This window comes from Ruegeria sp. C6 (assembly GCF_056537625.1).
The window spans coordinates 195,559-208,967 of record NZ_JBQFRW010000005.1; the positions used below are offsets into that span (position 1 = coordinate 195,559).

The following is a 13,409-nucleotide window of genomic DNA, read 5'->3' on the forward strand; positions in this document are numbered from 1 at the left end:
TCTGCGATTCCTTCTGATTGCTCTATTGCTGGCAACCTCTGGCGGTTCGGCGAGTGCGCAGCTGTTTGATCGGAATACTCAATGCCGCGCCGGACAGTTGCAATGCGGGCGCAGTTGCTGCCCCGCAGGCCAACGCTGCAGCTTTGATGGTCGCTGTATCCCGCCGGGACACACCTATTGTGGAGGTGGGCGCACCTGCGGCCCGTTCGAGCGCTGCGTGGCAGGAGGAACCCGTTGCGCCCCTGCTGGGGCGAATAAGTGCACCTCGCGCTTGGATTGCCCCGGTGGTAGCTTCTGCAACGGACGCGGTGAATGCGAGCGCAGCAGACCGGATTTGGTCCCCGCTCCACCCACAACCTGCGCCGATGGCAGGAGTTGCGGAGCCGGTTCATCCTGCTTGCCGGGCGGCGGATGTTCGCGCCCCGGCTGGTTTCTGTGTGAAGAAACCGGTTCGCAATGCCGACCCGGCTTTAAATGCTCGGCTCATCAGGGCTGCGTTCCGATCAAGGCTATCGATTGCGGCTACGGCAAGTGGTGCAAACCCGGCGAACAATGCCTGCCCGAAGGTGGATGCGAGAAACTGCCCGAAGGGTCGGAACCTTAGGTTGCCTTGGCCTGCATGGCTTCCTATAAGCGGTCCGATTGTCAGACAGGAGCCCGCCCATGCGTTTCGCCCATCGTCACCTTCTTGGCATCGAGCATCTGTCGCAATCCGATATCACCGCTATCCTTGATCTGGCCGAAACCTATGTCGATCTGAACCGGCAATCGACTAAGCATTCCGATGTGCTGTCGGGCCTGACTCAAATCAACATGTTCTTTGAAAACTCGACCCGCACGCAGGCCAGTTTTGAACTGGCGGGCAAGCGGTTGGGGGCTGATGTGATGAACATGGCGATGCAGGCCAGTTCGATCAAAAAAGGCGAGACGCTGATTGATACGGCTATGACGCTGAACGCGATGCATCCCGATCTGCTGGTGGTACGGCATCCTCATTCTGGCGCGGTCGACCTGCTGGCGCAGAAAGTGAACTGCGCCGTTCTGAACGCGGGAGACGGGCGGCACGAACACCCGACGCAAGCCCTGCTGGACGCGCTGACCATCCGCCGTGCCAAAGGCCGCCTACACCGGCTGAACATCGCGATTTGCGGAGACGTGGCGCATTCGCGCGTGGCGCGTTCGAACCTGATCCTGCTGGGCAAGATGGAAAACCGCATCCGTCTGATCGGCCCGCCGACGCTGGTGCCGTCGCAGTTCGCGGACTTCGGGGCCGAGATCTATGATGATATAAATGAGGGTCTGAAAGACGTCGACGTCGTGATGATGCTGCGCCTTCAGAAGGAACGGATGGACGGCGGCTTTATCCCCTCGGAACGCGAATATTATCACCGCTACGGTCTGAACGCTGAAAAGCTGGCGCTGGCCAAGCCAGACGCCATCGTGATGCACCCCGGTCCAATGAACCGCGGGGTCGAGATCGACGGCACTCTGGCCGATGACATCAACCGATCCGTCATTCAGGAACAGGTCGAGATGGGCGTTGCTGTCCGCATGGCCGCCATGGACCTGCTGGCGCGCAACGTGCGAGAAGCCGCATGAACGATCTGATCATCGCCCCCCATGAGCGCGGTGTGATCCGCCTGTTCTCGCTGGACATGCGCCCGGAAGAAGCCAAATTCCTGCGCGAACCGGGGGCTGTTGATCAGGTGTTGGGTGTCGAGGGGCTGGATCCAGAACAGATCGACATTTTTCCGGTATCCGACCTCGAAGATCTCGGGCTTTATGGCTATCTCAGCGAAGGTTGTGGTGTCTCGGAAGACCAGTTGGATCGCGCGAAGTTGGACGCCATTGAAGGCTGGTTGATGGTCCTGCGCAGTGCGGCGCTGGGTGGTCGATCTGCAACCCTTTCCCTCGATCTCCGCCTGCATCTGATTGGCCTGTTCACCGAAGAGGCTACCAACTGGTCCGGCGGCACGATTGAGACCGAAAGCGCAAAACCGTTCTCGGCCGCGCAAAGCCCGCCAGTGGATAATAAACCAAGCCGCATCGGTTCAGCCGTCATTGCCTTGCTGATTCTGATCGCCGTCGGAGGTGCCTTGTGGCTGATCCTGTGACCTTCTCCTCAGACAAGGGCGCTTATGTCCGCACCAACGCATGGCTCGCCGCCTTTGCAATGGCGGCCGCAATGGTCGTGCTATGGTTGATCGGCAATCCTTACGTCTGGACCGGCGCACCCGCAGGGTTGGCCGCCATCACCATCCGCGCTTGGTATTTGGCTTCGGAAGAACTGGTCGCCAAGTGGGAAATGACGGGCACCACTCTCACTGGTCCTGGTCCGCGTAAGGTGGCGCTGAACCAAATTCAGGCGGTCAATACCATTGGCAGCTTTGTCCAGATCGTCACAAAAGGCGGCGACAAGCACCTGATCAAATATCAGGCGGACCCCGCCGCCACCAAAGCTGCAATCGAAAGGGCCATGGCATGAGCAATCTGATTTTTACCAACGCTCGCCTGATCGACCCCGAAGCTGGCACAGATAGCATCGGCTGGCTGCAGATTGCCGATGGTCGGATCGCAGCGCTTGGTGAAGGCACGGCCCCAGACGCTGACACGCAGGTGGTCGATTGCGGTGGGCAGTGCCTCGCCCCCGGCATTGTCGACATTGGCGTCAAGGTCTGTGAGCCCGGTGAGCGGCACAAAGAAAGCTATAAATCCGCAGGTCTGGCTGCGGCTGCAGGGGGTGTGACAACCATCGTCACCCGTCCCGATACTCTGCCTGCCGTCGACACACCCGAGACGCTGGAGTTCGCCACCCGCCGCGCGCAAGCGGACGCTCCGGTCAACGTTTTGCCAATGGCCGCCCTGACCAAAGAACGCGAAGGGCGTGAGATGACCGAGATCGGGTTCCTGCAAGACGCAGGGGCCGTGGCGTTTACCGATTGCGATCATGTCGTGACCAATACCAAGGTCTTCTCACGCGCGCTGACCTACGCCAAATCCTGCAGCGCTCTTGTGATTGCCCACCCGCAGGAGCCGGGCCTGAGCAGCGGTGCCGCGGCTACCAGCGGCAAATTCGCCGCACTGCGAGGCTTGCCTGCCGTATCGCCTATGGCCGAGCGTATGGGGTTGGACCGCGACATCGCCCTGCTTGAAATGACCGGGGCCGCCTATCACGCCGATCAGATCACCACGGCCCGCGCCCTGCCTGCGCTGGAGCGCGCCAAGCGCAACGGGCTGGACATCACAGCAGGCACCTCGATCCACCATCTGACGTTGAACGAATTGGACGTGTCCGATTATCGCACCTTCTTCAAGATTAAGCCTCCACTGCGATCCGAAAATGACCGGCAAGCCGTGATCGAAGCGGTGCGAACCGGTCTGATCGATACGATCAGCTCCATGCACACGCCGCAGGATGAGGAAAGCAAGCGACTGCCGTTTGAAGAGGCAGCCTCGGGCGCGGTGGCGCTGGAAACACTGCTGCCTGCTGTGCTTCGGCTATATCATTCCGAACAGCTGGACTTGCCGACCCTGTTCCGCGCCATGGCCCTCAATCCGGCCAAACGGCTGGGGTTGGAGAGCGGTCGCCTGGCCCTAGGCGCGCCTGCCGATCTGGTGCAGTTCGACCCGGATGTTCCCTTTGTTCTGGACCGATTTACGCTGAAATCGAAATCGCAGAACACACCGTTTGACGGTCAGCGGATGCAGGGTAAGGTCACCGCAACCTTTGTCGCTGGACAAGAAGTGTACCGGAGAGCCTGATGCCCCTGATCGACAGCACAATGATTCAGCTCATACTGTGGGCCGCGTTGGGATACCTGCTTGGGTCCATACCCTTTGGCATGATCGTCGCGCGCGTGATGGGTCTGGGAAATCTGCGGCAAATCGGGTCGGGCAATATCGGCGCAACCAACGTCCTGCGAACCGGCAATAAGGCAGCGGCAGCGCTGACATTGCTGTTTGATGCAGCCAAGGGTGCCGTTGCTGTTCTGCTGGCACGCGCTTTGGCTGGTGAAGATGCCGCGCAGATCGCCGCATTGGCCGCGTTCCTCGGGCATTGCTTTCCGGTCTGGTTGGGTTTCAAAGGCGGCAAAGGCGTTGCGACCTTTCTGGGCCTTTGGCTGGCACTTGACTGGCGCGTGGGTGTCGCCTGCTGTTTGACATGGCTGGTCGCGGCGCTGATCTGGCGTATTTCGTCCGTTGGTGCGCTGGCCGCCGCCGCCCTATCCACCACTTGGATCATGGTGCTGACAGATGGCAGTACTTTCATTCTTGGAATTGCTCTGACCCTACTGCTTTACTGGCGGCACAGCGCCAACCTTGCGCGGATCAAGGCAGGGACAGAGCCGAGAATCGGTAAATCGTGACCGCGCCCAGCGCGTTGCTGAAAGCGTTCCATGATCTGCCTGTCGGCACGTTCACCGGAACGGCTGGCCCACATAGATATGTGGTTTCACATCAAATCATGGCCTGCGGGAAATCTCACAAACTGGTGGCTCACCAATTGTGCGGGCCGGATTACATCAGCCTGAACCTTTATCTCACACAGAAAAGCGGCGCATTGCTTCGCCCCTGCGAAATGCCTGCGGAAAAGGTGGTCGATTTTGTCCTGGCGCTGGTGCCTGACGTGCAGGAATGAACAACCGGTCTTTGTGATTGCACAATCACAATTGATTGCTTTGAACGTGATCGGGCCATTCCCCAACTGGGATTTTGTGACGGCCAATTACAGGCGTCGCGACAATCAAATCCGGTTCGCCCGGGCAAAATTACAGTGCTCTTCAGCGAGCCTATTCACGAAAGGTGAAGTCATGAACACGTTCAAATCCATCATCAGCGGAGTCGCGCTGTCTGTTGCGATCGCAAGCTCAGCAATGGCGGCTGGCGTCGAAATCAACGCAAGCTCGACCGGATTGGCAATGCAGGGCTATGACCCGGTCGCCTATTTCACCGTTGGCGAAGCAACCAAGGGTGATTACAAAATCACCACGCTGCACAACGACGCCCTGTACCGTTTTGCAACAGAAGAGAACAAAGCCGCTTTTGAGGCGAACCCAGAGGCCTATCTGCCTGCCTACGGCGGCTACTGCGCATTTGGCACCGCAATGGGCTTCAAGTTCGATGGTGACCCGAACTACTGGAAAATCGTCGACAACAAGCTGTATCTGAACCTGTCACAAGACATTCAGGAGCGTTGGGAAGGCGACATTCCGGGCTTTGTTGAGAAAGCCAGCGCAAACTGGGAAGACATCGCCGACAAAGACCCGGCTGAACTACAGCAATAATTCGCTGACAAGACCTTTGTGCATCGGCGGCAGATACGATCTGCCGCCGATCTTCGTTTGAAGGCATCATGTTTCACCCTATCTAGCATATGAGAAAAGAGCCCAACCTGAGTGGGTCCACGCCGGGGCACCGGCCAGAATAAATTTGTTCGGGACAGTCAAAACATCACTGATCCGGCCTAAGGGCCGGAACGTAGATTCAATCATAAAGCTGCCATTAGATTTGATTGGCAGCAGGTTTCGAGCGAAAGGAATGAGACGATGACAGGAAGATTGGCACTGATCACCTCGGTCGCCGTATTGGCTGCGGGATCCGCCATGGCGCAATCCTCAGGCAACTGGACTGGATTCTACGGCGGTGCACAGTTTGGTTATGCGGACATCGACACAAACGTATCAGGCGTCGACGGCGATGGTGCGATCGGCGGTATCATCCTTGGATATGATTACGATCTAGGCGATTGGGTCGTCGGAGGTGGCTTCGACTATGACTGGAGCGACGTAGACCTTTCCGGCGCCGCCACGGTCGAGAATGTCTGGCGGCTCAAAGCGCGCGCGGGCTACAAGGTGAACCCGCAGGGCCTGCTTTATGGCACCGCCGGTTATGCCGATGCGGATACCGATAATCTGGGCAGTGACGATGGCTGGTTCATCGGCGCAGGCTATGAGCAGATCGTAGCCCCCAATATCAGCGTTGGAGGCGAGATTCTGTATCATGAGTTCGACGACTTCAACTCATCGGGCGTCGATGTTGACGCAACTACAGTTCAACTGCGCGTCGCATATCGGTTTTGATGAGAAAGTAGGGCCCGGCTATTTGCGCCGGGCCCGTGCCGCTAGGGCACCAAGACTGTGCTGCCGGTGGTTTGTCGTGCTTCCAAAGCACGATGCGCATCAGCAACTTGATCCAACGGAAACTCCTGATCGACATGGATCTTGACCTCGCGCCCGTCCACTTTGCCAAACAAGCGTCGCGCCATCGCCTGACAGGTGGCGTGATCCGAGATATGCGTGAACAAGGTTGGCCGCGTCACCTTCAGAGATCCCCGCTGCGCAAGCATTCCCAGATCGACAGGCGGCACTGGCCCCGAAGCGTTTCCGAATGAAATCATCATGCCCAAGGGTTTCAGGCAATCCAGCGATCCCTCAAACGTGTCCGCACCGATGGAGTCCATCACCACATCAACCCCTTTGCCTCCGGTGATTTCGGCCACACGCTCGACAAAATTCTCGGTCCGGTAGTTGATGCAATGTGACGCGCCATTGAATTGCGCCAGGCTGCATTTCTCATCCGTTCCCGCTGTCCCGATCAGTTTGATGCCTTCGGATTTCGCCCATTGGCAGGCGATCAGTCCCACACCTCCGGCTGCCGCGTGGAACAACACGGTATCTCCGCGCCGCAGCGGCGTTGTGCGGTGAAACAGGTATTCAACCGTCATGCCCTTTAGCATCATGGCCGCTGCGGTGCGGAACGAGATACTCTCGGGCAGCGGACAAACCTGCGCTGCAGGCATCACGCGCGCTTCGGAATATGCTCCTGATGGGCCTGCGGCATAGGCCGCGCGTTGGCCGGGGGCAAGATGCGTAACGCCTTCGCCTACCGCCTCAACGACTCCGGCCGCTTCCATTCCCAACGCATGAGGCAACTCCAGCGGATAAAGGCCGGTACGCTGGTACACATCGATGAAATTCAATCCGCAGGCATGATGGCGAATGCGCACCTCACCCGGGCCGGGATCGCCAAGCGGGCGATCCTCAATCCGAAGAACCTCGGGGCCGCCGGATTCGTGTATGACGACTGTGCGTGCTGTCTGCTGCATGAATGCCTCCCTTGCCTGTGGAAACAAAGCTAACACGCCTGTGCGGCAGAGCAATCCTTCCGGCTCTGCAAGGGTGATCGGGCAAAATTTCGCAATATGTGCTATAATGCAACGAGACGTTGTAATTGGGCAGACGTTGCCGGCTGATCCGGTCACGCGAATTGCCACGCCGGATGCATCCCGCGGCGCACCCACGCCAGAAAAGGGGATGAACATGGACAAGACAATCGGTAACCCAATCACCTGGGTCGCCCGAAATCTGCGGGCAACCAGCGATCATGTCACTGAATCCGTGACCGAGATCGGCAGCGCGGATGTTCAGGCTCTGCCGACGGTACATACGCTGACCCTGCAGGATCTGCGCGAATGCCTGAAAGCTGGATATAACGATTTTCTCGAAACCCGGGCCGATGCGATCTTTGTCGTTCTGATCTATCCAATCGCAGGTCTGCTGATGTTCGGTATTGGGCTCAACAAAGACATGGTGCCCCTGCTGGCCCCGCTTGTCATGGGTTTTGCCCTGATCGGGCCGGTCGCCGCCGTCGGGCTTTATGAGATCAGTCGCAAGAGGGAACAGGGCGGAGACGTTCATTGGCTGGACGCGTTCGGCGTATTCCGTTCGCCTTCCTTCGGAGCCATACTGGCATTGGGCTTCTATCTGGTCATGCTATTGATGATCTGGCTGATGGTCGCGCAAGGCATCTACGCGCAAACCCTAGGGCCAGAACCTCCGGCCTCGGCCATGGCATTCGTGACAGAAGTGTTCACCACCGGAGCAGGCTGGAGCATGATCATCATCGGCACCGCCACCGGTTTCCTGTTTGCACTGGTCGCATTGGCGCTAAGCGTGGTCAGCTTTCCGCTGTTGCTGGATCGCAAAGTGGGCGTTCCCGTGGCCGTCGTAACCTCGGTCCGGGTCTTGCGTCAGAACCCGGGTGTGATCTTGACCTGGGGGGCCATTGTGGCCGCGATGTTGGTACTGGGCGCGATCCCGATGTTGCTGGGGCTGATCGTCGTCATGCCCGTTCTAGGCCACGCCACATGGCACCTGTATCGCCGGGCGGTCGCCTGACTACATGGCAGCAGCTTAACCAGAGACCTTCAGAACGATCTTGCCAATGTGGCCCGATGCTTCCATCCGCGCATGTGCAGCGGCGGCATCAGAAAGATCGAATTCTGAATCCATCACCGGTGCGACCTTCCCGGCCTCAAGCAATGGCCACACGGCTTCACGCAAGTCTTGCGCGATGCGCGACTTGGCCAAATCGCTTTGTGGGCGCAAGGTGCTGCCAGTCAGGGTGAGGCGTTTCACCATCATAAGCGCAAAGTTCAGTTCGACCACCGTACCTTGCAGGAAAGCGATCTGAACCAGCCGCCCGTCTTCCGCCAAAGCCTTGATGTTGCGCGGGATATAATCACCACCGACCATGTCCAGGATCAGGTTCGCCCCGCCCTCGGCGCGCATCGCAGCCACGAAATCTTCGTCGCGATAGTTGATGGCCTTTTCGGCACCTAGCTTGATACAAGCCTCACATTTCTCAGCCGACCCGGCGGTTGCAAAGACGCGGGCGCCAAACGCATTGGCCAGCTGAATGGCCGTCGTGCCGATCCCGCTGGAACCGCCATGGACCATAAACCGCTCCCCTGGTTTCAAGCCGCCACGGGTGAAGACATTGGACCAAACAGTAAAGAAGGTTTCGGGCAGGCAGGCAGCTTCTTTCAAACCCATACCCGCAGGCACAGGCAGGCAATGGGCGGCGGGCGTTGCGACATATTCAGCATAACCGCCGCCGGGCAACAGGGCGCAAACCTGATCGCCAACAACCAGACCTTCGACACCCGAGCCGATGGCGACGACCTCGCCCGAGGCCTCTAGCCCCGGCAAATCGCTTGCACCGGGAGGTGGATCATACGCCCCCGCCCGCTGCAGCGCATCAGGACGGTTCACCCCGGCGTACGCGACTTTCAGAACCACTTGACCCTCTGCCGGTTCCGGCATCGGGCGTTCCGTCAGTTGCAGAACGTCCGGGCCACCAGCTTCGGTGATCTCGACAGCGCGCATTGTCTGGGTCATGGGCATATCTCCTTTGCCCAATGCCTAGCAGGCGAAAACGCAGAGGCCCAGCGGCAAGTGGAAACGCTGCGACTATTTTCCCGATGACAGCGAACCGGGCAGGTTGTTGGGCAACTTCGTCGGAGCCTTCACCTGACCCGCAAGCCAGTTGGGGACGGCCAGAAACGGTTTCAGCAGCGGGTTGCCATTCACCTGCGCCTTGAACTTTTCAAACTGCATTACGCCCTCGATCCGCCGATCCAGGAATTCCCATGTCGCCTGATAATCCGGGCTGTCATCACCCAGCCAATACAACAGTGTCGAAGAATAGACGCCCGACAGAGTGGCACGTTTGGTGTACCAGTTCACGTCGTCCGAAGTATCGCCAAGCGCTATCCAGATCTGGTCACAGGTGCCCCAGACCGCCTTGGCCCCATCCGCGGCATGGATCGGCAACGCGAACAAAGTCATACCTCGGCGCACTGCTTCTTTGTCTTCGACCGCCTGCAGGCGGAAACGGACGGCAGCGGCGATCTTTTCACGGAATTTCAGCCCGCTCAGGTCTTCGGATTTCAACCGCTCCAACATCGCGGCATCCCCGCGCGCATGAAAGGCCAGTGCCAGATCGACGGCACCACGCGGACAGATCGCTCGGGCCAGCGCGGGCTCCAGATCGCAATCGCTGATGGCCGCACGAAAGCTGGTTTCCGACCAGCCGTCGAACGGCACATGGTTCAGAATCGCATCGAGAAGCTGCTCTTTGGTGTCTTCATAGGTTGCTGTCATGTCGGGTCTCCGAGGCTGCGGGTCCAGTACTAGACAAGTTAGGCGTGCTTTGCTATACGGCCACTTCCTGCAATTTCCTTGCAACTCTATCTAGAAAGGTGGTGACAACCACATGCAGGTTAGTGTTCGCGACAATAACGTCGATCAGGCGCTTCGTGCCCTGAAGAAAAAGCTGCAGCGCGAAGGCGTGTTCCGTGAAATGAAGCTGAAGCAACATTTCGAGAAACCGTCCGAGAAAAAAGCGCGCGAGAAAGCTGAAGCGATCCGCCGTGCCCGTAAACTGGCACGCAAGAAAGCACAGCGCGAAGGTTTGCTCTAAGAGCTTCCTGCGACTCGTCCAGCTTTGGATGACACTATTTGACGACCCCCGAGGCCCTGCCCGGGGGTTTGTCGTTTTTAGGGCGGATGATCCCGCCAATTCCCGGCTTTACCCTCGCGGCAACCTGCCGATTTTGATGCAATCGCCGCAGTCGGCATTTTACAGCGCAGCGAATCGCCGTTCGGTTGCATTCTGCCGCCGAAAAACGCCCATCGCCGTACCCGCCCTATTCAGCGTTCTTTGATCGTCTGTAAGTGAGGCCGTCCACTCAGACATAACCAAAAACGGAGGCACTGATGTCGACAGCAAGTACGGTCGAGCGCGAAATGCTCGCGCTGATCAACCAAGAGCGCACATCCCGCGGTCTTGATCCCCTGGAACTTGAACGCAACCTGAACGAATCTTCCGAGGACCACAGCAGCTGGATGCTGGATACCGACCGGTTCAGCCACACCGGTCAGGGTGGTTCATCCGCGACCCAACGGATGCAAGCCGCAGGGTTCGACCTGTCCGGGAGCTGGCGCACCGGAGAAAACATCGCCTGGCAATCCGAGCGTGGCGCACCCGGTATCAGCGATGATATCGCCCAGTTGCACCAGAACCTGATGAATAGCCCCGGCCACCGCGCCAATATTCTGAACCCCGATTTCAAATATATCGGCATCGGGATCGAAGAAGGCGACATGCAGGGGTACGACGCTGTCATGGTGACGCAGAACTTTGCGGCGACTCAGGGCGATGTCGATCTTGATAACGGCGGCACCACCCCGCCAGTGACGCCTCCGGTTGAAGAAGTTGTTGAGCCAGAGGAGGAAGAGGTTACCACCCCGACCGAACCAGAAGTGCCGGAAACCGATGTGACCGAGACTGAGGAACCAGTTGACGAAACACCGGTAGCGGAAGTTCCCGATGCCGAAGAACCGGCAGAGGAGACCCCGGAGGAAGACGTCACCGAAGAACCATCGGACGAAACACCCGACACCGATGTGACGGAAACCGAGCAACCGGCAGACGAAACGCCAGAAACTGACGTTACCGAGACCGAGGACCCGGTTGAGGAGACTCCGGAAACAGACGTGACCGAAACTGAAGAGCCGGAAACGCCTGATACCGATGTGACTGAAGTTGAAGACCCGGAATCCGATGTGCCGGATACTGACGTCGTCGAGGTCGAGGAACCCGAAACTCCGGAGACCGACGTCACCGAGGTCGAAGAACCCGAGCCAGAAACACCTGAAGTTGTCGTTGACAATGGTGCACCGGGCGCGGACTGCTTTGACGTTCAGGCCTTCCTTGCCGGGATCGAAGCGTTTGTTAATGCGCTGCAAGCCCAATTTGACCAGTTCGAATGGTCTCCGGTGCAGCAGGCTGACACGACCCCGGAGATGGATGATTTCGATCTGGTGTTCGACACCGACTTCGCTGACGACATGATCGAAACCGTTGAAGCCACAGTCGAAGACATGAATGACGACATGTGCGGCGTGTTTGTTTTCGAAACGAACTGCGGATTTGATTGGGGTTAATCAAACCGTTCAGGTGCGGGGATCCTTTTCCCGCACCACTTTCCTGCCAAATCAATATATCTTAGGCACGTGTAGCTCATCCGGCAAAATGCGCCGTTCGTATTCGGGGTTATAGCGACGATCCGGCAGATTGACCTTTTCCTGCGGCACATCCTCATAGGGGATCTTGGTCAGCAGGTGCTCGATACAATTGAGCCGTTCGCGTTTCTTGTCGTTGCCTTCAACAATATACCAAGGCGCCTCGGATATGTTGGTGCGAAAGAACATATCCTCTTTGGCCTTGGTGTATGCCTCCCACCGGATGCGGGATTCCAGATCCATCGGTGACAGTTTCCACTGCTTCATCGGATCGTGAATGCGCATCAGGAATCGCAATTGCTGTTCTTCGTCTGTAATCGAGAACCAGTATTTCAGCAGGATAATCCCCGACCGCACCAGCATCCGTTCGAATTCAGGAACGTCCTGAAAGAACTGTTCGACCTGATCCTCGTTGGCAAATCCCATCACGCGTTCAACACCAGCGCGGTTGTACCAGGACCGATCGAAGAACACGATCTCACCGGCCGCAGGCAAATGGGGCACGTAGCGCTGAAAATACCACTGGCTTTGTTCGCGTCGGCTGGGTGCAGGCAAGGCGACCACACGCGCTACACGAGGGTTCAAACGCTGCGTGATCCGCTTGATCACGCCCCCTTTACCGGCGCTGTCGCGCCCTTCAAATAGAATACAGACCTTGGCCCCTGTATGGACCACCCAATCCTGAACTTTGATAAGTTCAGCCTGCAGCCGCAAAAGGTTGCGAAAATAGACCTTGCGATCCAGCATGTCAGGATGCTGGTCCTTGTAAATCTTGCGCACTTCCATCGAAAGCATGGGTTCGCTGAATTCGATCTCGAAATCTTCGTCCAGCGTGTCTTCCAGTTCAGCTTCCAGCCAATCTTTCGGCGTGCTGTTGTTTTCGTAAGCCAAGGTCTGCTCCTTATCGTTCATCGGGTTCGGACCGTACACGGCCAGTGTAACCACGGAGTGTCAGCGCAAAGTGCCGAGGTCGTACATAAGGTCGGAAACATGGATTTTGGCCCGACCGCACGACAGATACAAGCGGCAGAATTGACGCAAGGCTAACCCCCAATAGTTGGTTTCAGACAGGCAAAGCCGTGGTTTTGAACACCGTGCGCAAAGCAAATGAGCTTTGCATCTGCGCCACCCCAGGCAAGCGAGACAGGTATTGCCGATGAATGCGAGCAAAATCCTCGGTATTTTCTGCGACGACCTTCAGAATGTAGTCCGCCGTGCCCGCCATCAAATGGCATTCCAGCACATCCGGAATCCGTGCTACGGCTTTTTCAAACGCCTCCAGCACTTCTTCCGCCTGACCCTGCAACGTGATCTCGACAAACACGGTGGTTGGAACGTTCAACTTCCGTGCGTCCAACAGGGCGACGTAGTCCTTGATATAACCCTCAGCCTCAAGTCGCTGCACGCGCCGGTGGCAGGCCGAAGGGGATAGATTCGCCTGTTCGGACAATTCCGAATTTGACATCCGCCCTTTGCGCTGCAGGGCAGCCAGAATCTTCCTATCTGTTGCGTCAATCGTCATTTGCGCACATCCATTGCGTC

General features: G+C 57.9%; 16 protein-coding genes. 11 read left to right on the forward strand and 5 right to left on the reverse strand.

The genetic code is table 11. The features are described 5' to 3' along the window. The first annotated feature begins 663 nt into the window (after nt 1-663). The 8 genes from ACR0MJ_RS16555 (at nt 664) to ACR0MJ_RS16590 (ending at nt 6,080) form a co-directional block, all read left to right on the forward strand. Nucleotides 664-1,599, forward strand: a complete 936-nt coding sequence (locus ACR0MJ_RS16555) for an aspartate carbamoyltransferase catalytic subunit (RefSeq protein WP_480761790.1) — start codon at nt 664-666, stop codon at nt 1,597-1,599. Further along, complete coding sequence (locus ACR0MJ_RS16560) at nt 1,596-2,114, forward strand: hypothetical protein (protein WP_480761793.1); 519 nt, start codon at nt 1,596-1,598, stop codon at nt 2,112-2,114. The genes ACR0MJ_RS16555 and ACR0MJ_RS16560 overlap by 4 nt, the downstream gene beginning before the upstream one ends. Beyond that, nucleotides 2,099-2,485, forward strand: a complete 387-nt coding sequence (locus ACR0MJ_RS16565; protein WP_480454241.1) for a hypothetical protein — start codon at nt 2,099-2,101, stop codon at nt 2,483-2,485. The genes ACR0MJ_RS16560 and ACR0MJ_RS16565 overlap by 16 nt, the downstream gene beginning before the upstream one ends. Further along, nucleotides 2,482-3,762, forward strand: coding sequence for a dihydroorotase (gene pyrC / locus ACR0MJ_RS16570; protein WP_480761796.1), 1,281 nt, complete (start codon nt 2,482-2,484; stop codon nt 3,760-3,762). The genes ACR0MJ_RS16565 and pyrC overlap by 4 nt, the downstream gene beginning before the upstream one ends. Next, nucleotides 3,762-4,367 carry a glycerol-3-phosphate 1-O-acyltransferase PlsY gene (plsY, locus tag ACR0MJ_RS16575; protein WP_480761797.1) on the forward strand — a complete coding sequence of 202 codons (606 nt, stop codon included), beginning with the start codon at nt 3,762-3,764 and terminating at the stop codon, nt 4,365-4,367. Before pyrC ends, plsY begins: the two co-directional genes overlap by 1 nt. Beyond that, nucleotides 4,364-4,639: a hypothetical protein gene (locus tag ACR0MJ_RS16580; RefSeq protein ID WP_480761798.1), complete on the forward strand. Its 276-nt coding sequence runs from the start codon at nt 4,364-4,366 to the stop codon at nt 4,637-4,639. Before plsY ends, ACR0MJ_RS16580 begins: the two co-directional genes overlap by 4 nt. A gap of 172 nt (nt 4,640-4,811) precedes the next feature. Then, the gene (locus ACR0MJ_RS16585; protein WP_480761800.1) at nt 4,812-5,285 is read left to right on the forward strand and encodes a YHS domain-containing (seleno)protein; all 474 of its coding nucleotides are present in this window, start codon (nt 4,812-4,814) and stop codon (nt 5,283-5,285) included. Nucleotides 5,286-5,546: 261 nt separating this feature from the next. After that, nucleotides 5,547-6,080 carry a porin family protein gene (locus tag ACR0MJ_RS16590; RefSeq protein ID WP_170395659.1) on the forward strand — a complete coding sequence of 178 codons (534 nt, stop codon included), beginning with the start codon at nt 5,547-5,549 and terminating at the stop codon, nt 6,078-6,080. A gap of 41 nt (nt 6,081-6,121) precedes the next feature. On the opposite strand, the gene ACR0MJ_RS16595 is transcribed toward ACR0MJ_RS16590, so the two are convergent. Then, a complete protein-coding gene (locus ACR0MJ_RS16595; RefSeq protein WP_170423639.1) occupies nt 6,122-7,105 on the reverse strand; it encodes a quinone oxidoreductase family protein in 984 nt (327 codons plus the stop codon). 214 nt (nt 7,106-7,319) lie between these two features. Between ACR0MJ_RS16595 and ACR0MJ_RS16600 the strand changes: the two genes are divergently transcribed. Continuing rightward, nucleotides 7,320-8,177: a DUF2189 domain-containing protein gene (locus ACR0MJ_RS16600; RefSeq protein WP_170408392.1), complete on the forward strand. Its 858-nt coding sequence runs from the start codon at nt 7,320-7,322 to the stop codon at nt 8,175-8,177. Nucleotides 8,178-8,192: 15 nt separating this feature from the next. Here ACR0MJ_RS16600 and ACR0MJ_RS16605 read toward each other — a convergent pair whose 3' ends face one another. Beyond that, nucleotides 8,193-9,179, reverse strand: a complete 987-nt coding sequence (locus ACR0MJ_RS16605; RefSeq protein WP_480761801.1) for an NAD(P)H-quinone oxidoreductase — start codon at nt 9,177-9,179, stop codon at nt 8,193-8,195. A gap of 72 nt (nt 9,180-9,251) precedes the next feature. Next, a complete protein-coding gene (locus ACR0MJ_RS16610; RefSeq protein WP_170423633.1) occupies nt 9,252-9,944 on the reverse strand; it encodes a COQ9 family protein in 693 nt (230 codons plus the stop codon). A gap of 112 nt (nt 9,945-10,056) precedes the next feature. On the opposite strand from ACR0MJ_RS16610, the gene rpsU reads away from it, so the two are divergent. Together rpsU and ACR0MJ_RS16620 are read left to right on the forward strand one after the other, a co-directional pair. Then, nucleotides 10,057-10,263 carry a 30S ribosomal protein S21 gene (rpsU, locus tag ACR0MJ_RS16615; RefSeq protein WP_005614280.1) on the forward strand — a complete coding sequence of 69 codons (207 nt, stop codon included), beginning with the start codon at nt 10,057-10,059 and terminating at the stop codon, nt 10,261-10,263. A gap of 296 nt (nt 10,264-10,559) precedes the next feature. Then, nucleotides 10,560-11,789 (forward strand): CAP domain-containing protein, encoded by a 1,230-nt coding sequence (locus ACR0MJ_RS16620; RefSeq protein ID WP_170736732.1) that lies wholly within the window; start codon nt 10,560-10,562, stop codon nt 11,787-11,789. 51 nt (nt 11,790-11,840) lie between these two features. On the opposite strand, the gene ppk2 is transcribed toward ACR0MJ_RS16620, so the two are convergent. Together ppk2 and ACR0MJ_RS16630 are read right to left on the reverse strand one after the other, a co-directional pair. After that, entirely contained in the window at nt 11,841-12,779 is a 939-nt protein-coding gene (gene ppk2, locus ACR0MJ_RS16625) for a polyphosphate kinase 2 (protein ID WP_170395648.1), read from the reverse strand. A gap of 151 nt (nt 12,780-12,930) precedes the next feature. After that, nucleotides 12,931-13,389 (reverse strand): Lrp/AsnC family transcriptional regulator, encoded by a 459-nt coding sequence (locus tag ACR0MJ_RS16630; RefSeq protein ID WP_170395646.1) that lies wholly within the window; start codon nt 13,387-13,389, stop codon nt 12,931-12,933. Nucleotides 13,390-13,409 lie beyond the last annotated feature (20 nt).

Coding starts and splice junctions, on each gene's coding strand:
- ppk2 (WP_170395648.1), bottom strand. CDS start 12,779: ATGAACGATAAGGAGCAGACCTTGGCTTACGAAAACAACAGCACGCCG.
- ACR0MJ_RS16585 (WP_480761800.1), top strand. CDS start 4,812: ATGAACACGTTCAAATCCATCATCAGCGGAGTCGCGCTGTCTGTTGCG.
- ACR0MJ_RS16560 (WP_480761793.1), top strand. CDS start 1,596: ATGAACGATCTGATCATCGCCCCCCATGAGCGCGGTGTGATCCGCCTG.
- ACR0MJ_RS16605 (WP_480761801.1), bottom strand. CDS start 9,179: ATGACCCAGACAATGCGCGCTGTCGAGATCACCGAAGCTGGTGGCCCG.
- ACR0MJ_RS16595 (WP_170423639.1), bottom strand. CDS start 7,105: ATGCAGCAGACAGCACGCACAGTCGTCATACACGAATCCGGCGGCCCC.
- ACR0MJ_RS16555 (WP_480761790.1), top strand. CDS start 664: ATGCGTTTCGCCCATCGTCACCTTCTTGGCATCGAGCATCTGTCGCAA.
- ACR0MJ_RS16630 (WP_170395646.1), bottom strand. CDS start 13,389: ATGACGATTGACGCAACAGATAGGAAGATTCTGGCTGCCCTGCAGCGC.
- rpsU (WP_005614280.1), top strand. CDS start 10,057: ATGCAGGTTAGTGTTCGCGACAATAACGTCGATCAGGCGCTTCGTGCC.
- pyrC (WP_480761796.1), top strand. CDS start 2,482: ATGAGCAATCTGATTTTTACCAACGCTCGCCTGATCGACCCCGAAGCT.
- ACR0MJ_RS16620 (WP_170736732.1), top strand. CDS start 10,560: ATGTCGACAGCAAGTACGGTCGAGCGCGAAATGCTCGCGCTGATCAAC.
- ACR0MJ_RS16590 (WP_170395659.1), top strand. CDS start 5,547: ATGACAGGAAGATTGGCACTGATCACCTCGGTCGCCGTATTGGCTGCG.
- ACR0MJ_RS16600 (WP_170408392.1), top strand. CDS start 7,320: ATGGACAAGACAATCGGTAACCCAATCACCTGGGTCGCCCGAAATCTG.
- plsY (WP_480761797.1), top strand. CDS start 3,762: ATGCCCCTGATCGACAGCACAATGATTCAGCTCATACTGTGGGCCGCG.
- ACR0MJ_RS16610 (WP_170423633.1), bottom strand. CDS start 9,944: ATGACAGCAACCTATGAAGACACCAAAGAGCAGCTTCTCGATGCGATT.